Annotated in this window: 18 protein-coding genes; 3 read left to right on the top strand and 15 right to left on the bottom strand. The window is 44.2% G+C overall.

What is annotated here, in order from left to right; translation table 11 throughout:
- Positions 1 to 25: 25 nt before the first annotated feature.
- The 14 genes from ACLSSO_RS06790 to ACLSSO_RS06725 form a co-directional block, all read right to left on the bottom strand.
- Positions 26 to 1,123, bottom strand: coding sequence for a DUF3108 domain-containing protein (locus tag ACLSSO_RS06790; protein WP_413944456.1), 1,098 nt, complete (start codon positions 1,121 to 1,123; stop codon positions 26 to 28).
- Positions 1,123 to 2,004 carry a lysophospholipid acyltransferase family protein gene (locus ACLSSO_RS06785; protein ID WP_295904978.1) on the bottom strand — a complete coding sequence of 294 codons (882 nt, stop codon included), beginning with the start codon at positions 2,002 to 2,004 and terminating at the stop codon, positions 1,123 to 1,125. Before ACLSSO_RS06785 ends, ACLSSO_RS06790 begins: the two co-directional genes overlap by 1 nt.
- On the bottom strand, positions 1,976 to 2,995 hold the full coding sequence (lpxK, locus tag ACLSSO_RS06780; RefSeq protein WP_413944455.1) for a tetraacyldisaccharide 4'-kinase: 1,020 nt from the start codon (positions 2,993 to 2,995) through the stop codon (positions 1,976 to 1,978). The genes ACLSSO_RS06785 and lpxK overlap by 29 nt, the downstream gene beginning before the upstream one ends.
- Positions 2,992 to 4,143 (bottom strand): lipid-A-disaccharide synthase, encoded by a 1,152-nt coding sequence (lpxB, locus tag ACLSSO_RS06775; protein ID WP_295904982.1) that lies wholly within the window; start codon positions 4,141 to 4,143, stop codon positions 2,992 to 2,994. Before lpxB ends, lpxK begins: the two co-directional genes overlap by 4 nt.
- 1 nt (position 4,144) lies before the next feature.
- Positions 4,145 to 5,071, bottom strand: coding sequence for a Gfo/Idh/MocA family protein (locus tag ACLSSO_RS06770; protein WP_295904984.1), 927 nt, complete (start codon positions 5,069 to 5,071; stop codon positions 4,145 to 4,147).
- On the bottom strand, positions 5,064 to 5,888 hold the full coding sequence (gene lpxA / locus ACLSSO_RS06765; protein WP_340591024.1) for an acyl-ACP--UDP-N-acetylglucosamine O-acyltransferase: 825 nt from the start codon (positions 5,886 to 5,888) through the stop codon (positions 5,064 to 5,066). Before lpxA ends, ACLSSO_RS06770 begins: the two co-directional genes overlap by 8 nt.
- 81 nt (positions 5,889 to 5,969) lie before the next feature.
- On the bottom strand, positions 5,970 to 6,470 hold the full coding sequence (locus ACLSSO_RS06760; RefSeq protein WP_295904313.1) for an OmpH family outer membrane protein: 501 nt from the start codon (positions 6,468 to 6,470) through the stop codon (positions 5,970 to 5,972).
- A 29-nt stretch (positions 6,471 to 6,499) separates the two neighbouring features.
- Positions 6,500 to 8,890 (bottom strand): outer membrane protein assembly factor BamA, encoded by a 2,391-nt coding sequence (gene bamA / locus ACLSSO_RS06755; RefSeq protein ID WP_413944454.1) that lies wholly within the window; start codon positions 8,888 to 8,890, stop codon positions 6,500 to 6,502.
- A gap of 207 nt (positions 8,891 to 9,097) precedes the next feature.
- On the bottom strand, positions 9,098 to 10,903 hold the full coding sequence (locus ACLSSO_RS06750) for a hypothetical protein (protein ID WP_413944453.1): 1,806 nt from the start codon (positions 10,901 to 10,903) through the stop codon (positions 9,098 to 9,100).
- A 256-nt stretch (positions 10,904 to 11,159) separates the two neighbouring features.
- Positions 11,160 to 11,843 (bottom strand): ABC transporter ATP-binding protein, encoded by a 684-nt coding sequence (locus tag ACLSSO_RS06745; protein WP_340591020.1) that lies wholly within the window; start codon positions 11,841 to 11,843, stop codon positions 11,160 to 11,162.
- Positions 11,836 to 13,065 carry an FtsX-like permease family protein gene (locus tag ACLSSO_RS06740; protein ID WP_413944452.1) on the bottom strand — a complete coding sequence of 410 codons (1,230 nt, stop codon included), beginning with the start codon at positions 13,063 to 13,065 and terminating at the stop codon, positions 11,836 to 11,838. The genes ACLSSO_RS06745 and ACLSSO_RS06740 overlap by 8 nt, the downstream gene beginning before the upstream one ends.
- Positions 13,062 to 14,193 (bottom strand): peptide chain release factor 2 gene (prfB, locus tag ACLSSO_RS06735; RefSeq protein ID WP_413944451.1). Its coding sequence is split into 2 segments (ribosomal slippage): positions 13,062 to 14,111 and positions 14,113 to 14,193, totalling 1,131 coding nucleotides; the frame shifts between segments, so codons are not numbered across the junction. The genes ACLSSO_RS06740 and prfB overlap by 4 nt, the downstream gene beginning before the upstream one ends.
- 298 nt (positions 14,194 to 14,491) lie before the next feature.
- On the bottom strand, positions 14,492 to 14,941 hold the full coding sequence (gene ybeY / locus ACLSSO_RS06730) for an rRNA maturation RNase YbeY (RefSeq protein ID WP_413944450.1): 450 nt from the start codon (positions 14,939 to 14,941) through the stop codon (positions 14,492 to 14,494).
- 2 nt (positions 14,942 to 14,943) lie between these two features.
- Positions 14,944 to 17,358 (bottom strand): HD family phosphohydrolase, encoded by a 2,415-nt coding sequence (locus ACLSSO_RS06725; protein WP_413944449.1) that lies wholly within the window; start codon positions 17,356 to 17,358, stop codon positions 14,944 to 14,946.
- A 124-nt stretch (positions 17,359 to 17,482) separates the two neighbouring features.
- Here ACLSSO_RS06725 and mazG point away from each other — a divergent pair, with 124 nt between their 5' ends.
- Positions 17,483 to 18,298, top strand: a complete 816-nt coding sequence (gene mazG / locus ACLSSO_RS06720; RefSeq protein WP_413944447.1) for a nucleoside triphosphate pyrophosphohydrolase — start codon at positions 17,483 to 17,485, stop codon at positions 18,296 to 18,298.
- 136 nt (positions 18,299 to 18,434) lie between these two features.
- Positions 18,435 to 19,079, top strand: coding sequence for a hypothetical protein (locus tag ACLSSO_RS06715; RefSeq protein ID WP_413944446.1), 645 nt, complete (start codon positions 18,435 to 18,437; stop codon positions 19,077 to 19,079).
- A gap of 102 nt (positions 19,080 to 19,181) precedes the next feature.
- Here the strand turns inward: ACLSSO_RS06715 and ACLSSO_RS06710 are convergent, their stop codons facing one another.
- The gene (locus tag ACLSSO_RS06710; RefSeq protein ID WP_413944445.1) at positions 19,182 to 20,177 is read right to left on the bottom strand and encodes an HNH endonuclease; all 996 of its coding nucleotides are present in this window, start codon (positions 20,175 to 20,177) and stop codon (positions 19,182 to 19,184) included.
- A gap of 1,152 nt (positions 20,178 to 21,329) precedes the next feature.
- On the opposite strand from ACLSSO_RS06710, the gene ACLSSO_RS06705 reads away from it, so the two are divergent.
- Positions 21,330 to 22,397: a hypothetical protein gene (locus ACLSSO_RS06705; RefSeq protein ID WP_413944444.1), complete on the top strand. Its 1,068-nt coding sequence runs from the start codon at positions 21,330 to 21,332 to the stop codon at positions 22,395 to 22,397.
- Positions 22,398 to 22,406 lie beyond the last annotated feature (9 nt).

Here is a 22,406-nt window from a genome sequence, read left to right as displayed (position 1 = left end):
TTGACCTCCTCCATTTGGGTGAGATTTATTGTTTGCCGGGATTGATAGAAACGACTTCTGAAACAAGTGTTCCGATTTTAATTTTCGATTCGATTCGCAAAATGTATCTGCGATCGTCATCTGACAACCAGATAAAATTGTCACCGATGGGCTTGAACTTTCCTTTTAGAACAATATTTGGCTGAATAACAATGGCCTTCATGGGGCCAAGTTTTGTGTCTAAAATTTCGCGGCGAAGAGCCTTCCCGGAAAACACCAAATTTTCGTTATCGTTGCCCACTCGGAACGCAATTTCTTTACCTGGCTCCCACTGGAAATTTCTCATGTAGAAAGCAGCACTATAAACGTTTTGCGTGTAAGGCAAGATTTCCCACTGCTGCTTCTTTTCCTCTTCACCATGATCCTTGGTGACTTTCTTTTCCCAGAAAGTCGCGGTGTTCTTTTCAACATCAAAGAGCATCTTCGCTTCACGCAATTGACCTGACTCTTTTACATGCAGTTGGAAAACGCGGGGAACGAGGTCTTCATAATCAACAAACGTTTCAACGCGGTCTTCAACACTGTAAAAAGTCGAAAACAAAGAGCTTGTTCTGATTTCAATCGCAAATGTGTAGGACTTGCGATTGTTCACCATTGAAAACGGTTCAACCTTTAAACGCAATTCTCCGGCAGACACTTTAAAATAATGAACGTCATGAACGACTTCTTCACCAACACGGAAAGGATCAACAACCGGACGACGTCCTTCAAAGCCCGCATCGTCTTCAATGTCGGGTTGGCGACGAGTCACCTCAGGCACTGCTTTTGGTTCTACTTTACCCTTAGATTTTTTTGCAGTTTTAGCAGGAGCTTTGGCCGCAGGCTTTGCTGTCTTTTCTGTTTTTTTGCTTACGGATTTCGCAGTCTCTTTTGCCGTAACAACAGGAGCCGGGGTTTCCGCCGGAGCAGGAGTTGTTCCCGCGGTTCCTTCAGCAGGTTCTGAAGGCTTTACGATTTTGACGGCCTCTTCAAACTCTTCGTTCTTCTTAAGCTGCTCTGCTTTTTCATATTTAAGGAATGATGTCGAGCAAGACACCAAAAATACTGCAAAGAAGAAAGTGCCAAGAAGAGTCGAGCGTTTCACTAAAAGTCCTTCCACCGACGATGCACCCACATCCATTGTTCCGGGTGCTTACGCACAATCTCTTCAAGCTTATCATTGAAGGATTGGGTTAAGTTCAAAATGGTCTGATCTTTATCATCAGTCACGTGCTTCAAAGTGTCCATAGCTGGTTCAATCACCACATGAAGTTTTTTATCATTTCCTTCATACGTGTAGATTGGAAGTACCGGTGATTTTGTTTTTTGTGCGAACAGAGCTAGACCATAGGCTGTTCCCGTTCGTTTTCCAAAAAACGTGGTCGCAATGCCGTAAGGTTTTCCCATGTACTGATCAAGCACAAAAACCAAAGCGGCGTTCTTCTTAAGCGCCTTTAAAATTTCAAAAGCGTTGTTCGGTCCATGAGCATCGATGTACTGCACACCTTTGGCACCTCTCACGGAAAACCACAAATCGTTGAACCACTGAGTTTTAAAACGCTTGGTGATAATAAAAATCTCTTGGCCTTTTTGCGCAATCGTATTGGCGGCAAGGTCCCCGTTTCCTAAATGCAGGCTTAAGAAAAACATTCCCTTGCCAAGCGCGCGCGCTTTCTCAACATTTTCCCAGCCTTCAAAGACCACATTCTTGTCAGACCACTGAGGAGTCACTGACGGAATAAAAAAGAATTCCGCAAAGTTGTATCCAAGTTGATAAACGGACTCTCGGCCCACTTTGTGTTTTTGTTCCTCGCTCCATTCTGGGAAAGCGATATCGAGATTGTTCATCACGATTTTTTTTCGAAAGCCCATGACGTCGAACCATAAAAATCCGACCCAAGCCCCTGACTTACGAAGCCAGGTGCGCGGAAACAAGGAGCTAAAAAACACCATGATTTTAACGAAGAACTTGACCAATAATTTCACTAAGACGTCCCTTCTTGCCAAGCTCGGCCACTTCCAAAGAAGCACTCCAGAGTTGAGACGGGTTTGATAAAATATGACGAAGCTTTACAGAGTCTTTTTCTGTAGAAACCAAATACTTCGCCTGAGACTTGTGGAATTCCTCTTCAATATGTTTGCTGTCGTGATCGGTGTATTGATGATGATCGCGATAATGAATGCTTTTCTTCGAGACTTCACCCAGTTCACGCATCATTTTCTCAAACACATCCGGACGAGCAATCGCTGAAACCAAGAACATTTCTTGCCCCTGCATTTCAGTGCAAGCCTTGATTTCCCCTGATTTGCCGTTTCGAAAATGACGAATCTCATAACCGAAGTACAAGATTTCCTTATCCTTCGGAAGTCTTTCTTCCAAAGCTTTCAGATCGTCATCTTTCGCAAGATTGCATTTTGTCAGAATCAAGACATCCGCTCTTTGCACGCCAGCCCAAGATTCACGGGCACGCCCCTCGGGAACAACGGCGTAGTTATCAAGGCTTTCCGTGGCATCCAAGATAACGATATTCAAATCACGAGCAAGCTTGCGATGTTGAAATCCATCATCCACCAACAAAAGATCAAACTTATCTTGGGAAACAGCATACTCTGCTGTCTGCCATTTGCTGGGTCCTACAAAAACAGACACTTCAGGATTAGCTTGGGCTAAAAACACAGGCTCATCGCCAAAGTATCGAGCCGCAAACGGATGATCGACATCCACCAAAACCGGTGACGAGGCGTCAGCACGATAAGAGCGGCTGATCACCGCCACTTTTTTTCCTTGAGCCACTAGATTTTTTAAACAGAAATCCGTGATCGGAGTTTTCCCCGTTCCACCCACCGTCAAGTTTCCGATACTCACAACAGGCACCGGAGCCTTGTAAGCCCCAATCACTCCCCTGTCGTACAAAGAGTTTTTAACTCCGACGATTGAATCATAAAGGAATGAAAAGGGTCTTAGGTAAAACTTCATTTCGTGAAAAACTCGTCGAGGGCTTTCACCACACGTTGAGTTGCTCCCTTATCGCCAAGATACTGACGAAGCTGAGTCAAATCAGACACGACTTGAGCTTTGTATTGAGGATCGACAATGTATTTTTCTAAGAGCGAAGCCAAAAGCTCCGGATTTGCATCCGACTGGAATCTTTCAGGCACGGCTTCTTTTCCAAGAATCAAATTCACAAGACCGAAGTATTTTGTTCCACGCACAAAGAGTTTTGCAAAAACACCTGTGAGCCATTTCATCTTGTACATGATGACCATCGGCTTTTTCAAAATACCGACCTGCAAAGTCGCCGTTCCCGAAGCTACAAGCATCATATCCACCAAGTGAATCATGCGGAAAGGTTCGTCTTTGAGCAAAATATAAGGAAGACGGAAGTCCTCGAGATATTCCAACATTTTTTCTTTCGTAAATGTTGGTGCCGTCAAAATAACGACTTTCAAATTCGGAAACTTTTTAGAAAGAATGCGAGCCGTGTCCAATTGAATTTGGAAGTGCTGCTTTAATTCCAAACGACGACTTCCCGGCATCAAACCCAAAACAATTTCGTCGTCGCGAATACCGCACTGATTGCGATGAGTTTTTAGATAACCCGGATCATTCAATAAACGATCATCCAATTCATCCAAAAGAGGATGCCCTACGAATTCACACGGAACTCCGTGCTCTTCATAGAAAGGAACTTCAAACGGAAAAAGAACGAATACTTTTTTGCAGTATTTTTTAATCGTCTTCACACGACCTTTGCGCCATGCCCAGACTTGCGGAGAAATATAATAAACAACCGGAATACCCAAAGCGTGAAGCTTTTTGGAAAGCATCAAGTTGAACTCAGGGTAATCCATGACGATGGCTACTTTAGGGCGGCGTTTTTCAGCTTCAGAAACGAGGCTATCAAAAACGCCCTTCAAATGACTGTATTGAGCGATGATTTCAGCAGCACCTACAACAGCCATCTCTTCAGATTTGCCCAATCGTTCAAAGCCGATGTTTTCCATATCCTGACTGCCGACACCAAAAGCATGGATGTTTCTTCCCTGCTTTTTCCAGGTCTCAAGAATTCTTTGCGCATATGTGACACTGGAGGCTTCCGCCGCAACAATCAAGACTTGATCCACATTAACCCTCGATCATTCTTTGAACGTCTTCAATGGCTTTCAAAGCTTTCAAACCATCAAGTCCTGTCACGACAGGTTTTTTATCGTTCAAGATGCAGTCGATAAAAGCGTCGGTTTCTCTTTGCAGAGCATCTGCTTTTTCCACTGTCCACTTTGTGACTTTCACAAGCTCGTCACCACCAGGTCCCACTTCCACTTTTTCAAGTTCGTGAGTTCCTGTTTGCGCAAACAAAGTGCAATCATCTTGAGCCACGCGGATAGATCTTTGTGTCGTCGGAGAAACACGGCTGACATTGATAATACCGTGAGTTCCATTTTTCATTTTGAAAGACACAGAGGCTGTATCAAGTTCTTTGGAAACAAGTTTTGTTCCCGAGCACACCATCGTGTCGATCTCACTCCCCGTAAGCCAGAAAAGAAGATCCATATCGTGGATCATCAAATCATGAAGAACGCTGACATCCGCACCGCGCGCTTTGTAAGGCGCCATGCGAACAAGTTCAATCGTGCGAGGATTTTTAAGATGTTTTTTTAACTCATTCACAGAAGGATTGAATCTTTCGATATGTCCCACTGCCAATTTTAAATTATTTTTTTCAGCCAAAGCCACAAGCTCTTCGGCTTGAGGCACTGTTGCTGTGATCGGCTTTTCTACATTCACGTGAACGCCATTTTGCAAAAACATTTTTGCCAATTCAAAGTGGCTCAATGTGCTTGCCGCAATCGTCACCAAATCCACGTTGCCGATAAGATCTGCAGGACGGTGGAAACTTTTGACTCCCAACTCGGCTGCAATTTTATCTGCTTGCGCAGGAAAATGGTCACACACACCCACAAGTTCAACATGGGGATTGTTTTTATATTTTTGCGCATGGAAGTTACCCAGGTATCCCACGCCAACAACGGCGCCACGTAATTTCTTACTCATCGTCTTGCCATCCTTTAGGGCTTCTATCTACCGCAATACCGCGTTTTGAACTTCTGATGAAGTTGATAAAGTATTCGATGTTAGGACTCATAGCGCACTCTTGTTTAATACGCTCGATACCTTCTTCAACTGTGTGAGAACCCATGATGATGATACGAATGGCTTTATGCACATTTGAAATTTCAGCGCGATCAAAGCCTTTACGAGCAAGACCGATTTTATTTGTCGCACGAATCGTCGCGTAAGTTCCTTGAGCACGGCAGAACGGAAGAACATCTTTGTTCACGATACTGCTGCCAGCGATGAACGCCATCTTCCCAACTTTAGTGAACTGATTCAAAGCGGACATACCACCGATGAAAACGCCGTCTGCAATTTCACAGTGACCACCCAAATGAGTATTATTCGCCATGATAACATTGTTACCAAGTTTGCAATCATGCCCCACGTGCGTGTACGCCATGAAATAACAGTTATCACCGATTTCAGTTTTTTTATCACCCTTGCTTGTTGCAAGGTTCACTGTCGTAAATTCACGGAATGTGTTGTTGTTTCCAATAATCAAACTTGTCGGCTCGCCTTTGTACGAAATATCTTGAGGAGCTCCACCGATCGCAGCACCCGGGCAGAAATGATTGTTTGCACCGATTTCTAAAATCCCATGACGAGATCCCAAAGTGACGTGCCCTTCTACGTATGTACCTTTACCGATTCTAACTTTACCTTGGATCAAGCAGTAAGGACCGATTTCAACGTCATCGGCGATTTCTACTTCTGGAGAGATAACACTGCTTGGATGAATTTTATAATTTGCCATTTTTTACCTAACAGAGTGTTTTTCGTTTTTAAGAACACCCAACTAAAAAAGGGCCTTTTTGAGGCCCTTTTGATTTCATTACTACTTTTCTTTTTCGTAGGCCGTGATCACTTCTTGAGTTAAATCCGCATCTGGAGTTGCATAAAGCACCATTTGAGAATTTTCGATCACCATTGTGTAGCCTTTGTCTTTCGCAAGTTTTGCGATCACTTTTTTCATCTTTTCCAAGATCGGAGCTGTCAATTCGCGCTCTTTCTTTTGGATTTCGATTTGGCTCTTACCTACTACGTCACGGTATTTAAGCATTTCTTCTTGGAACTCAGCTTGTTTTTTACCAAGAGCTTCTTCAGAAAGAACAGACTTTTTCTTTTCCAAGTCTTCGCCCATTTTTTTCAAGTCAGCTTCTTTTTTCTCGAGTTCTTTTTTCTTTTTGTTGAACTCAGTTTCCAATTCACCTTTTGCTTTTTTACCAGCTGAAGTTGATTGAATAGCTTTTTGCATGTCTACGTAGCCAACCTTAGCTTCTGCGTGTGCGAAAGAAGCTGCTAGAAGCATGCTCATCGCGATCAACATTTTCTTCATTCTTAAAATCCTCCTTAAAAGGTCTAAAACTAAAACGACGGACCGATTGAGAACTCAAACACTGTTGCGTCCTGGTACAGAGGATCGCGGTTTAATGGGAAGCCCCATTCAAAGCGCAAGACCCCAATCGGAGAGTACCAACGAATTCCAAAACCCACGTCAGCAAAGAAGTTCTTATCTTCAAGAACGTCATCCGCCGCACCGATGTCAAAGAATCCAGCTCCCATGATGCCAGCTTCTTTTACCAAAGGGAACTGTAATTCAGTCTGGTACATGGCCTGCTGAGTACCACCGTAAAAACGCATCGCGCGTTTTGTGGCTTCCGCGTCACTAATGCCCGGATTATCAGTGATAATCTTCTGCTTAATCTTATTCGAAAGCTTCATGCGACCAACACGGTAAGAGCGGTAACCCCTTAGAGAATAAGGGCCTCCGAGCAAGTACAATTCACTGAACGGAACATCTTGGCCTTCCAAAGAATCGATACGCGCGTAAGTGATGTTATTTCTCCACACTACGTCCCAGAAGATATTTTTGTAATAACGGAATGAGGCATTTCCGCGAGTATATTTCAGATCTCCACCTAGACCCGCGTACTCAAACGCACCCATCGTATAAATACCTTTGCTCGGCATTTGACGGTCGTTACGAGTGTCATATTCAAGAGTTGCGGTCAAAGAACTTGTGATACCGGAAGCGGACTTCAACGGGAACAAGTCTGGATCCGTCACAACGCCATCAGAATCTGTCTTCGTTGAAAGTTCTGTGTCGTCATATCTGTACTTCAAGTAACCACGAGTGAACTCAGCGACAGGGTGACCCAAACTGATTGTGCCACCTTTGTGGTTTTCATCGAAGTCCACACGGCCTGTGTTGGCACTTTGATAAATACTTCCACCCACAGACCACAGAGTGTCGTTGAAATACGGCTCCGTGAAAGAAAGACTGTAGTAACTTCCTGTATTACTTAAGTTCAAAGACGCACCTAAGTTTTGTCCCTTACCCAAGAAGTTGGCTTGATTGACAGAACCTTGCAAAGTGAAACCTTGCGACGTTCCGTAACCCGCACCCAACTGAATCTGCCCTGTGTTTCTTTCTTTCACAGAGATATCAACGTTCATGACTTCCGTGCGCTCAGGATCAATCGAAGTTTTGAAATTCACTTCATCGAAGAAACCAAGACGTTGGATGTTTTCCAACGACTGACGACGACGAGTTTCGTTGTAAAGCTCACCCTCGTGGATTTTCAACTCACGACGGATGACTTTGTCACGTGTCTTGGAGTTTCCAACCATGTTGATCTTACCGAAGTAAACTTTGGAACCCTTGTCGAATTCAAAGACCAGGTTCACTTTGCGCTCTTTGGCGTTGAAAGCCGTGCGCGGAATTACGTTGGCGTAAGCATAACCCAAGTCACCGTACTTCGCCGTCAACTCACTGATATCTTTTTGCAAGACATCGTAAGCAAAGACACCGTTGTCGTCGATCTTGATCGCTTCATAAAGTTCTTGTTTTGGGAACAAGATGTCGCCGGCGAAATCAACGTCGCCCACGTCGTACTGCTCACCTTCCTCGATACGGATGGTGATGTAGATGTTTTTCTTATCCGGAGTCACCGTCACTTGCGGACGATCGACTTTGGCTTGCACGTAACCTTGGTTCCAGTAAAGGAAGCGCAAGATCTGCACGTCACGCTCAAACATTTCTTGCTTGTACTGACCTGAACCTGAAAGTCCTGAGAAGAAACCGCCCTCTTGCGTGAGCATTTTTGATTTCAATTGAGCATCGCCCAAGTGTTTGTTACCGAGGAAAGTGATTTTTTTCACTTTCACTTTGTCGTTCTCACGAACTTTAAACACCAGACGAACTGTCTCGTCTTTTTTCATGATTTGGACTTCAGCTTCCACTTTCGCAAGGAAGAAACCTTTGTCTTCGTAAAGCTTTTGAACTTTCTCAACGGCTTCTTTTACTTTTGCCATATTGAGAAGCTGGTAGGCTTTAATTCCCGTGGCATCGGCGATGTCATCGGATTTTACTTCGCTATTACCTTCGTAAGTGATTTCGACAATCGAAGGCTTTTCCAAAACTTTGTAAGTCAAAGTGACATCTTTGCCACTGACCTGACGATCGACTTCGATGTCGTTGAAAAAGCCCAGCTTAAACAACGCCTCAACGTCTTCACGAATGTGTTGCGCAGAATAAGACTCGCCCACTTTTGAAACGATCTTAGTAAGAATCGCGTCTTTTTCAATTTTACGATTGCCGGAAACTTCGATGTTTTTAATCGTCAAACCAGAAACAGCCGGAGCTGCCGCCGCTTGCACAGAAGAAGTTTTCTTGTTGGTTTTCTTTTTGGCTGGAGCCGCCCAAACCGTCGAAGTTAACGAAGTGATTAACAATGCACAAAGAAGCTTACTCAAAGTTTCAATTCCCCAACAGTTTTGACAGTCGTTCTGACAATCAGTTTTTTAAAATCAATAAGATTTTTCAATACTTACAATTTGATTGGGGAATCGTAACTTAAGACTAAGGTCGTGTCAAAGAAGACGCGCTGCGAGGGATCGCTGCGCGTCGCGTTTCAAACAGGTACGGCGTACCCCAAAGAAGGGTGCGCCGTGTAGAATTCATTATTTATTGAGATAGAAAACGTAAGACTCACGAGTGCCGTTGAACTTTGCTAAGCACGCAGGTTTTGATGTGCTTGTTGTGATGAGTGAAGACTGATAAGTCGCGAGAAGTTTTGTGTCGCTGACTTTCTTGATCGTCAAACCACCGACATCAATCACGCGGCAGTTCACCCAGCTCGTTCCATCCACACTCACGCCCTCGTAGTGCTCTTGACGAGTCATCAAAGAACCACCACTGCCATCTGGAAACGGTGCGTATTTTTCAAAGAACACCAACCCTTGCGGACGGATTTTATCCACGTGCGCAAAATTCTCAGACGTTGTTGCTGACCAGTCCATATCTACACGAGGAAGGCAGGCATTTTCTGTGCGCTCCATGCCTGAACGCCAGTAGTATTCGGCATAACACTGAAGCTGCGCCATTTTCAAAGATTCAGAGCTACCGCTATTGGCAATCGACGCACACGTTGTTTGACCGTTATTTGAAGAAATTCCATTTGAAGTATTAAATGCATTCCAGTCAAAGTTCACGTTATCGGCTCTAAGTGCATACGAAGAATCCGTCACAACCCATTTGTTTGTGCAAGTCACAGCTTTGGATTGACCACTCACCATGACGTTACCACTGCAAGTGTTCGTGCGAATGTGATTTGAGTCGACCGCCATAGAACAGTTGCCGCCGAATCCTGACCAATCATGCACCTCCACAGATTTTCCTGTCGAGTCCACACAACCACCACCCAAGCTCACTTGATAGTTGTTAGAGCCGTCCGCACCACACACCCAAGCGTTTGAGTACATCACGCCCCCGATTGTGATATCACGAGGACCACAACCTGTTGTGATGTCACGCTGAAGAGTCGCCGTGCTCATCTTCCAACCATCCGTCAAAGTCACAGTGCTCGTTTGATTTGTGATTTGATCAAGGAAGTTAGGAACTGATGATGAAAAAGAAAACTCTGCATCGGCAGCACCATTCGCGCTGAAATTCACACCCAACGCTGTTTTCATGTCTGCAGTTAAACCAATTTTCGAACCGCAAGTCGCAAAGGAGTTGGCACCCTCCCACACTTGCAATCCAAAGATGTCAGAGCTATCCGCTGTCACAACACCTTTCCAAAGTTTTAAATAAATCGCCTGACCTGATGGTGGACCATGACATGTATTATCGTTGTTTGCACACGGCGCTTTCACACCATGAGGCAACGTGAAATCAACCGCACTGATCGTCCAAGCTCCCGATGGATCATAAACGCTGGCTGCGACGGGTTTCTTTTCCTCAACAACACTTGCGATATTGCTTTTAGGAACAGTCACTTCTCCCGCATTCGGGTCAAAATTGATCGTTCCTAAATTTGCGTGCTCTTTAAATGCCGCCGTCGAAGAAGTCTCAGAGTTTCCATTTAAGTCTTTTTTCGACGAGTCAGAAATAATAAAGTCTGCTGCTTTATCTCCATCAGAGTTTACAAGGAAGCAACTCAAAGGTTGACCCTTGGCACCTGGGATACTCACCGTGAAAGATCCGTCGCTACCAACACTTGCTGAAGCACTTTGAATCGGCGGCGTGGTCGTCGCACAAGTTACTTTATATAGCGCCAAATTTACGCTCATCGCAGAAACAGAATCTTCTTTTTCCGCAAGACTTTGAACTTTCTCAAGCCCTTGAGAACTATTGCCAAGACTGAGAACTCCCGAAACATCCAATGTATCTAAACTTGCTCCGCCACCACTTCCTGTACACGCTGACAGACTTAATCCCAAAGTGGGAACAAGACATATTTGTAAAATCCGTTTTGCGTTTCTCATAAACTCCCTCTCTTTAATGGTACTAAGTACCGGACGTGGCTTTATCGGCGAGTTTAAAAAAACTAAAGAGTTAAATTTTTGATTGCGAGTCTATCCTAGGATTACTGAATCGAAAGCGCACATCGAACATCTCAAGTGGGAGCAGCGTGGACAGCAAGCCACAATTATTGTTGCACAATTACCGCAGCAGTAAACGCAAAATGATTTTAAAAAATTACAACAATTTTAGACTCGCAAATATGTCTCAAGCAGTCCCTTAAGACTGCCACTGACCATCTTTCATTCGATAGACTTTCGGAAAGCGTGTCGCGAATGTCAGATCATGCGTGACGATGACGAGCGCTAATTTCATGTCTTCTTTTAGACGGAAAAAGAGTTCCTGAATCTTGCCGCTGGTTGTGGAATCCAAGTTTCCTGTAGGCTCATCGGCGAAAAGAATTTTCGGGTGACGAACCAGAGCTCTTGCAATCGCAACACGCTGAAGCTCCCCGCCCGAAAGCTGACTTGGAAAGTGTTCGGCGCGTTCGGCAAGCCCCATAAAGTTTAAAAGATGCATGGCTTTTTCGCGCGCCACCTTGATGGACTCACCAGCCACGCGACAAGGGATCATCACGTTTTCCAACGCGGAAAATTCACCCAACAAGTGATGAAACTGAAAAACAAAACCCATTTCTGAATTTCTAAAACGGGAAAGCTCTTCGTCACCCATTGCCAAAAGATCACGACCTTCACAGTAAAGCTCACCCCGATTTGGACGATCCAGAGTTCCCATGATCTGCAGCAATGTGCTCTTTCCTGCGCCCGAAGCTCCGAGAATCGCGAGCGCTTCCCCTTCTTTGATTTCAAGACTCACACCGCGAAGGATTTCAAGTTCGCCTGAACCCTGTGCGTAAGATTTATGAATATCAACGGCTTTAAGAAAAACATTGCTATCACTCATTGCGAAGCCCCTCAACAGGACTGAGTCTTCCGCCACGGCGAGCGGGAGCCAAAGTCGCGATAAAACAAATCAACATGGTTGCGATACAAATAGCGATCGAATCCACAAGGCGAATATTTAATTCGATAGAATCCAGGCGATAGACTTCTCCAGCGATAAGTCCCAAACGAGATTGCGCAAACGCAAAAAGTCCACAAAGGATAAAGCCTAAAAGAAATCCAAAGAAAATCCCAATGGCGCCTAAGAACAGACCTTGGAAGGCAAAAACCTTGATGATGTCCTTACGAGAAAAACCGACGGTTTTAAGAATGGCGATGTCTTTGTAGCGACGAACCACATTGACGAACAATGTGGCTGAGATATTGAAAGCTGCGACCAACGTAATCACAAGGACCACAAAGAAAATACCAGGGCGCTCGACTTGCACAGCTTCAAAAAGATTTTCGTTGGAATCACGCCAATCGCGGACCCAATAAGGAGACCCCAGAACGCCACTAAGATTAAATGCGGCGTCTCTCGCGTGATCCACGTCTTCGAAACGAAGTAACAGGCCTGAATAGCGATCCCCAATATCTGCAATGCTTTGCGCTGCCTTAAGATCGGCAAGAATAAATCTTTCGTTCCACTCGTACTTTCCAAGATCTAAAATTCCTTGAACTTGGAATTGCCCCACACGACGTTGAAACTTTGACGGGTCCACGGAATCCGCCACCGGAACAACGACACGAAACTTGTCACCAACTTTAAGACCCATTTTATTCGCAAGGCCCTTCCCTACTAAGGCAAGAGGAACCTCACTGGCTTGAGTTAAATCTTCCGACCCACTCACCACGCGATTTTTGAAATTTAAAACTTTATTCACGCGCTCAGTATCAACACCTTGAATAAGAATGCCTGAGATTTTTCCTTCATGGGCAAGAACGGCTTCGATAAATACAAAACGCGAAGACGACACCAATGTGGGTTCTGCTTTACGAATGCGGTCTTCCAGTTCTTTCCAATCATCGGGAAAACGAGAGCGCTTCATCACTTGCGCGTGCCCGGACACATCGGCCATGGCTTTTTTTAACGTTGATTCAAAACCACTCATCACGGCCATGGAAGCAACAAGTGCCGCCACACCGAGCACCAATCCCAAAAGCGACAAAGGCGTTGAGCCCCCGAACAAAGTGTTTCGGGAAATCAAAAGTCGCCATGAGATCCATGCTAATGATTTATTCACGAAGGTTGAGCCTCGGTTTTGATTTGCTCCTTCAGATAAGCCATGATGAAGCCATCAAGGTCCCCATCCATCACATCATCCACCTGATTGGTTTCATAATCCGTGCGGTGATCTTTGACCATTTGATAAGGGTGCATCACATAAGAGCGAATTTGCGATCCCCATTCGTTGGCTTTCTTTTGCGAATTCATCGCGTCTTTTTCAGCGTTGCGCTTTTCAATTTCGACTTCATACAAACGCGCCTTCAACATTTTCATCGCCTTTTCACGGTTTTGAATCTGTGAGCGTTCCATTTGGCAAGACACCACGATGCCTGTTGGTATGTGATACATACGAACCGCAGAATCTGTTTTATTGACGTGCTGTCCACCGGCACCACTGGATCTAAATGTCTCAACACGAATGTCTTCAGGACGAACTTCGATATTGATATCGTCATCAACTTCGGCCCATGCAAAGACCGATGCAAAAGATGTGTGACGGCGGGCATTCGAATCAAACGGAGAAATACGCACCAAACGATGCACACCTGACTCCGCTTTCAGATATCCGTAAGCATAAGGGCCTTCGATAAGGAGCGTGCATGACTTAATCCCTGCGCCCTCACCTTCAGTCATCTCCACGATTTGAACTTTGTATCCGTGTTTATCAGCGTAACGCGTGTACATGCGAAGAAGCATTTGCGCCCAGTCGCACGACTCTGTTCCACCTGCGCCCGAGTTGATTGAAAGATACGCGCTGTTGGCATCAAGTTCGCCGCTGAGCACGCGTTTGAGTTCCAACTCTTGTCCGTATTTTTCAAGAGAGGCGACTTCGTTTTTCACTTCGGTGAAACTGCCTTCGTCTTGGGCTTCCATCGCCATCTCTAAAAGCACTTCCGCGTCACTGAGACGATTGGCAAAAGAATCGAACTCTCCCACCGCTCTTTCAAGCAGGGATTTTTCTTTGTTAATCTTTTGCATTTCAGCAGGTTTTTCCCAAATAGCTGGGTTCTCGGCTTGAATGGCAAGCTCGTCCAGACGCTTTTTCTTTTTATCTAAGTCAAAGATACCCCCGAAGTTCCTTTGAGAAACTTTCGAGAGCCGCGATTCTACTTTTGATTTCGGAAGATTCCGTAATGATAGACATGCCAAAGAGTTTATCCGGGAGGACACGTCTGTCAAGAAAAACGCCTCCGAGAACAGGGAGGGGGAAAGCTCTCGGAGGCGACAACTAGGGAGAACACGAAATCTCCCTATTACAATCTCGGTGCCAGGGGTGTTTTCTTCGACGATTTGCGAAATAAATAGGATTGGGAGTCGTGAACTCTTCAGACGCGTATGAATCGCCTAATGTTTAAACAAATCAAGGTGCGCAAATGGGCGCTTTCGGGGATTTTCCGCGAATTTTTTCTGCGAGAGCGAATATAGAGGATGAAGAACTGAATTTATCTAGAAACTTTTTTCAAAAGCTTCTCAAAGACCGCGTCTTGAAGGCCGAACATTTCACGAGCGTCTTTCTCGTTTGTTTCGTGGTCGTATCCTAAAAGATGCAGAACTCCGTGCAAGAGCATGTAACCGAGCTCTTGTTGATACGTGAGTTTATGTTCCTTAGCTTGGCGTTTTAAAACTTCCGGGCACAGAACCAACTCTCCGAAAGAACTTGGATCCATGGAATCAAAACTAAGAACATCCGTCGCATAGTCTTTGCCACGGAATTCAAAATTGATTTTCTGTGCGGGCTTTTTATCTAAGAACACCAACGTAAGTTCACGGGAAGCTTGCGCGGCTTTCAGCACCTTGCGTTTTTTAAGTTCCGCTGTGATGTCTTCCATCCATTCATTAACGAATTTGCGGGGAACGGAGTGTTTAGACTCATTCACGATCAGAACTTGCATGTCTACCCTTGTGATGGCGTTACTTGACCGACATCTCCTAAACCGCCACCGGCGCTCTTTGGATAATCGATACGTTGATGGTAAATCCCAAGAAGAATGCGCACGAAAGCGGCTTCAACTTTAGAAATGTCTTTGAGGGTCAGATTACACTCATCGAGCTGCCCGTCTGAAAACTTTCTTTGAATGATATTGCGAACAATGTTTTGCAAACGCGTTGGCGTCGGTTCATCCAAAGAACGTGCAGCGGCTTCGATACTATCGGCAAGCATGCAAAGCGCTGATTCACGGAATTGTGGTTTTGGTCCCGGATAGCGGAAGTCGTTGTCGCTGATTTCTGGATCGTCTTCTTTTTTAAGATCAAGGGCCTTGTTATAGAAGTAAGAGATCAGCGTCGTTCCATGATGCTGGATGATACCGTCAAGGATCGGCTTACCTAGTTTGTAAGACGTTCCCATCTCAATCCCGTCTTTCACGTGTGCGACAAGCAAGGTCTTACTCATGAACGGAGAAATATGATCGTGCGGGTTGTGTCCTGGTTTTTGATTCTCGATAAAGTAATTGGCGTGCTCCATCTTTCCGATGTCGTGGTAGTAGCACATGACTTTTCCCAATAGTGGATTCGCGCCGATTTCTTCCGCAGCGGCCTCCACCATGGAGCCTACCATCATCGAGTGGTGATAAGTTCCTGGAGCTTTGACGATCATTTCTTTTAAGAGCGGATGATTGAGGTTGCTGAGCTCCAGAAGTTTCACGTCTGTCGTGTAGTTGAAGATCGATTCCAAAAGAGGAATGAACATCATTGCAACAAGCGCACTAAAGATACCGCCGATAAAGCCTGCTGGAATTGAAAGAAGAATTTCTTTAACCCCACCCTCTTGATCGAACTTCGTCATTGTTAGAATGAAGGCGATCATGAGTGCATTAATAAGACCCGTGCGAACACCGGCGAAGTACACGTCATTGCGAGTTTTACAGTTGAAAACACCTCTGGCTGCGGCGATACCACCAACAAGTGTGACGAACATAAATGGATAGTTGTAATCCACCATGATTCCTAAGCACACCGATAAGAACGCTGTGAAAAGCCATACGATTTCGCCGTAGGTAATGAGCAAGCCTACGAGCATCGGTCCTGCCGCCACGGGAGCCGCAAACAAAAACACGGCTGGCGGAAGGATGTGCCCCATCTTGGAGGCAAAGGCTGCATCGGTTACGAAAAGATAAATTTTTGTGAAGAAGATCACTCCGAACGCAATCAACATCATGACGGTCACGTCTTTAAAGTCGATCTTTACTTTGTTCATCGTGAAACGCTTTAGGTACGAGAAGAATACCATGATCGCAACCGAAAGCATGAGCGCCATGGAAAGGGCCATCACGTCTTTGCGTTTGTCAGCGCGGATGTTTTCGATTTGTTTGATCACCGCCATTTGGAAGGGCTGAATCACAGAACCTTGTGTGATGATTGTTTGGTTCTTTTTGATTGTGATCGTCACGGGAATGACGGCATCACGGGCAGCTTGTCTTCTTGAGGCTGTTTCTTGTTTGTTCAAAGTGAGGTTTGGAACAAGTAAAGAGCGTGCGAAGTATAATAAATTCGCTTGGTCAGATTCAGAGAAGCGATTGAGGTCTTTTTTAGAATCGAATTCGAAATTTTCGGGCGCTTGTAGATCCAGAATCTCTTCCCGTCCAATCGGGAACTCTTTACCCAAATTGTTTTTGTGAACTACGCGAGCTAAAACGTTGAGCTGATTGGCCGGGATAAAACGATCTGGAGCTTCCGCAATTTTCTTGTCGTACCAGCTTTCAAGATTGCGAATTATCACAGCTTCAATACGTGGGTTGAATTTTAGATCAATCAGCCATTCGAACATGAAGTCAGAAACACCGACTCCAAGTTCTTTTTCAAATTGCTTTTTGTATTGAAAGAAATCTTTTACTTTTGCACGATACGCCGCTGCGGCCGTTGGCCACTTTGTTTCGCGGTAATAGGCGCGCATCGTTCTGAAAGAGTGAATCAAGTTCACGGACACTCTCTCAAACACCGACGTGTCATAGTCATAAACGATAGGAACGGCGTACTCGGATTTAAGACGTTTCTCTTCCGTCGTTACTTCATCGGTCATTTCAAAACCGATTGGTGAAGCCACATCAAACTTCGCGACGTCACCGACGTTGAAGTTATACGGAATATCGAATTGATAGAAGATTGTGTAGGATAACAGGACGCAATACAGGAAGATCAAAGCCGCACGACGGATGAAGAACTTTTCTTCCATGATTTGCACGATGCGGCCGAAGAAAGTTTTCTCCAGGCCAATAGAATCCACCCAGTCCAAAAACTTAAGACTGTGATCTTCATAACTGACTCGAGTCGCGGGACTCTCGCCTTTTTTGGAATTCTTTGCTCGTTGCATATCCTTAGTCTGTAATCCTTAAAAGGGCATTAACACTACCCTAACGTGTTTTACGAAAATTGTCGAAATCACTCTGTAATTGTGCTAGCTATGAAGAGATTCCATCAGAAAGTCGAGGCTTTTCATGGCGCGCATTCCTTCTAACCTACGTCAAATTGAGTCCTTAGTCGAGATCGTATCCAGTCTTCGCGGCCCTGATGGTTGCCCCTGGGATAAAGAGCAAACTCACGAGTCTTTGACTCAATACGCAATCGAAGAAACTCATGAACTCGTCGAAGTTCTTGAAAACCCTGCCAGCTCTGAAAAAGACGCCAAAATGAAAGAAGAACTCGGAGATGTTCTTTTCCAAGTTGTTCTGCACGCACAGCTCGCTTCTGAACGCGGTGCTTTCACGATGGACGATGTCATTGCTTCGATCTCCGAAAAACTTGTGCGTCGTCATCCCCATGTTTTTGGCGATGTGGCCGTTGCCGACTCTGCTGAAGTTGTGCGCAATTGGGAAGACATTAAGAAAAAAGAAAAAGGTGCCGCAGGAGAAGCCTCTCCTTACGCATTGAACGTACCTCCACTTCCCGCTTTGCAACGCGCTTACAAAATCGGCAAACGCACTGACAAGTTGCAATTCGATTGGGACAACGCCGAAGGTGTGATGACGAAGGTGGAAGAAGAATTTGATGAATTGCGTGAAGCCTTGGATGAGGGTTCCACTGCGGAAATCGAACACGAATTGGGTGACGTGTTGTTTTCTTTAGCCCAACTAGGCCGTCATTTAGACATGGAGCCCGAGCAAGTTCTGCGCAAAGCCAATCAGCGTTTTGAAGGCCGCTTTAACAAGATGATCGAAATTGCTAAATCCGAAGGCAAAGACTGGGGTTCTTTGACATTGGATGAAAAAGAAGCTTTTTGGTTAAAGGCGAAGGCACTTTTAAAAAAGAAATAGAAAAATGCATTCGTCTCTAAATGTGACGACGTTTTTTTATTTATTTAAAAAGTTCAGCAAATTCTTCTTAAACAATCTTTAGCTTACGAAACACTGTGCCGTTAGTTCTAAGGTCTGCGGACTCTAGGAGATGAATGTGGCACAAAAAGAGTATCTTCTGCGTATCAATGGCAAAGTAAAAAGTTTGATGATTGAATGGGGTTGGTTTTCCAATACCCTCACCGTTTCTCTTGATAAAGAAACTCTTGGAGTTTTAAAAGGCTGGAAAGGCATCACCAAAGGTAATAGCTTTTCCTTGGATGACGGAAGCTCAGTGACCGTTCGTTGGCAGATGGGCTCCTCCACTCCTTATGTCTCTCACGGCAGTCAAATTCTCGATGGTACTCCAGAAAGTTCGCAAGAGTCACGAGGTGCTGGTTATGGCCTTCTTGCCTTCTTAGGCGTTTTAAATTTACTTATGGGTATAGCTGTCGTCTTTGGCATTTTTCCGTCACTAAAAATGATCGGCATGGGTTATTACAATTTATTTTCCGGAGCATTTTACTCTGTCTGCGCCATTATCGGCTGGGAAGACAAACGACGTTCATGCATCAAATGGGGTTTCGGCTTCTTCTTGTTTGAAACCATTCACATGCTACTGCAAGGCCTTATAAATCCCAGCGCCATCTTCGTAAGAGCAATATTTATTCATGCATTCTATAAAGCTCTAAAACACAAAGACGAAAAAGTAGAACGAACACCTTCCGCACTTTCTCCAAGCGAAGATCGCAAAGTGGGCTAAAGCCACTCGATAAGGCCCGTGCATATATCTTTGCTCTTTTGGCAACCTGCCGCCATTCCTTAGGCCTATCTATCTATCTATCTATCTATCTAATCAAAAAAGCTATCCGTTTACCATCTGAATACTGGCTTCTTTGAAATACTTCATTCTGTTATGAGCCGCACATAACAACTGCAGATTTCTTTGCTCACTTTTTCCACCAGCCCAAACAGGTTGAATATGATCAACCTGCAACTGCCATTTGGAAGTGCACTTCTTGCCTGTGGTTTTATCAACATGCTGACAGCATTGATCACGTTGAAAAATCATTCTTCGTAACGGTGCGGGAATATATTCTCTTTGAGAAAAAACTTCTGACTGTTGTTTAGAATCTAATTTTAAATTATTCATTTCAGAAATATTTTTTCTTTCACTGGTGTTTGCTTTAAATTTCTTATTTAAATTTGAAATCTTCAGTTCCTCCGAAGCTTCCGAAGCTCTTCGAGTTTTTTGCTGAATGACTTTATCTGCGACAAACTCCAAGATTTCATCCCAACTTCCATTTGTCAGTGAATGTGACAACAATGAACGCATTTCTTCCATCTTCTGCCATTGATCTTTACTGAGGCTTACTTCAAACCGAACGGATTCGTCAGCTTGGTGTTGAATTTTAGGAGCCTGCTTGATCTCGATATTCAGCGCTTTAGCAACAAGGACTTCGGAGTCTTGATAAGACTTTCCGATAAGTTCATTTAAGATTTCTTTCTTAATCTCAACGGGAACCGCCATGTGTGCCTCTTTTTTTGTTTGACGGAGGGCCTTCTGCAAAAGACTTATTTGAGAAAGATTCAAACTGCCAGACTCAAGACTTTCAGCAACTTCCGGAATATCACGAGATAACCGAGCCGCATCGATTCTACGTTGCGCACTTCCTGCGGAATATCCAAGGTACTTAGTGAGATAATCAAAGAGACTTGAATAAGCTTTCGACAAATACAACTTGCGACGATCCACTTCCGCAATATGCAAAAGGATGTCAGATAGAATTTCTCTTTCTTTTTGAACTAAATATTTTAAATTCTGCTCAAGATTTTCATCAGACAAGTATCGAATATTCATAAATCACCTTTTTGTAGAACTTGTATAACATAGATTTTAAAATAGAATTTTTGACGATTTTCCTGAGGGAAATGGAATTATGGGAACTACTCAATTCGCTGTTTTGTTCGCTCATGAATTGCTTATATTGAATTAACAATTCCGATCCGAGATGCCTCCTATCTTTTTAAAGGAAGCATCACCTAACCGATTTTACGGACTGAAAAACACCGTCAATAAAAATATTTAAGAAGATGATTTTGTAATAGAAAAGTGATGCAGCGCCCTTACAAATGAACAAATGAACAAATGAACAAATGAACAAATGAACAAATGAACAAATGAACAATGGATTATTTTTTACTGCCAAATGGAAGTGGATTTTTTCTTGTACAGCTGTGCGGATATCTTTGTGGGCTGTCCGTCCTTGAGAAGGCTGTTTCCTGGCCGTCGTGGCCAGGAAAGGAAGGTATAAAGGGATGATTTTTTTGTTTTTGTTTGTCGCTTTTTATTTTTTATTTTAATTACTTTTCGTTTTAAAAACCCCTTATTCAAAATTTTAAATTCTCCCCGTTACTCTCCCTGACGAGCACGATGCTCGTCAGGAAGGCCTTCTCATGGATGGAGGGCGCTCGTGCTATTGTTTCTGCTATTAATAGCAAACAACTCCGCACACCACTGCCAAATGGAAGTGAAAAGTTGGAGTTCATTTGTTAGCAGCAATAGACAGATAGAGTGAGTGAGTATATATGATGTATAAAAATCACTGCTGTCCAAGAGTTCTTAGGAGAAAATTTCCCTTACACACTCGAAGATACAAAAATCCACCGCAACTTCTTGCGCGAAAAACCCGAGCCCACTCACCTTCACGTCCTAGGGAGTGGCCAGAAGTTCGGCAGTAAGAAGGAACTTCCCAAAAGTACGCGTACTTAGCTGATATGGGGCTTGAGAATCTTTTTGAAAGTGTCGAGAGGTTCTACAGAAGAAAATTTTTTTGAAAATGAATGATTCTGCAACTCTCTATGATTTCAAACACTTAGCTTGTCTCACAATGAGACCACTTAAAAATTAAAAAACAAAATCAGGCAGTTATCGCAAATTTCAGTTTCTTGTTGAATTGAACGAAACTGGTTTCATCGCAAAGCATGGTGGGGCTCAGGAGGGCATAACCGTATGATTAATCAAGTCGCACGCAAAGCAATCGTAATAGCTTCAGCTGTGGCACTATTTGCAGGATGCAACAAGAGCTCTAGCTCTTATTCCCTCCTCAACGACGCCAACGATTACAAACAACAAGCTGTCATCATTCCTAAGAAGATTGACATCTTGTGGGTGATCGATAACTCGGGCTCCATGGAAACTTCGCAAAACAACTTGGCTTCCAACTTCCAGGCATTCATCAATCGTTTCAATCAATACAACTATGACTTCCACATGGCAGTGACAACTTCAGATGCTTGGGAAAAACAATTTCATTCAGACAGTGTTAAAGCCCGCATCAGGGATGGCGCGGTTCTTCAAGCAAATCCAAAAGTTGAAACTCACTCTGGCGTGTTTGTTATGGATAAGAACACTCCAAACATGAGCAACGTGTTCAACACAAATATCAAGCAAGGAACGCTTGGTAACGGTGATGAGCGTGTGTTTGAAAGCTTCAAGCAAACTCTGCTTGATCCTTGGAACTCAGCTTTCCGCCGCGATGACGCTTTCTTGGCGGTTATCATCGTGAGCGACGAAGAAGACTTCTCTGGTTCATCAGAGACAGCTTTTGAAGATGCATCTAAGAACTACACAGTACAAAGCTACGTAGATTTCTTGGATACTTATACGAATGCAAGTGTGAACGGTAAAAACTATTCCGTGAACACAATCTCCGTGCCAGACACAGCTTGTAAGAATCAACTTTCTACAGATGGTTTCGCACGTAAGATTTCCACTCGCCTTCCTCAGCTTGCTGATTTGACTGGCGGCGTGAAGGGTTCATTGTGCTCTAACTTCGGTGACACATTGACGTTGATCTCAGACTCGATCATCCAACTTTCAGCCGTGTTCAAACTTAGCCGCGAACCTCAAGAAGATACAATCAGCGTGATGGTTGACGGAGTCGTTATCAACAAAGATGCAACGAATGGTTGGACTTACAACGCAACTGACTTGACGATCACCTTCCACGGAAGTTCCGTGCCTGGTGCCGACGCCAAAATTCAAATCGACTACTATCCGAAGTCGATTAAACTCTAAAAGGATTTA

The organism is Bdellovibrio sp. HCB-162, assembly GCF_047344985.1.
Lineage (GTDB): Bacteria > Bdellovibrionota > Bdellovibrionia > Bdellovibrionales > Bdellovibrionaceae > Bdellovibrio.
The sequence above is the reverse complement of the archived record's forward strand: the minus strand, read 5'-3'. Positions and strand labels throughout refer to the sequence as shown.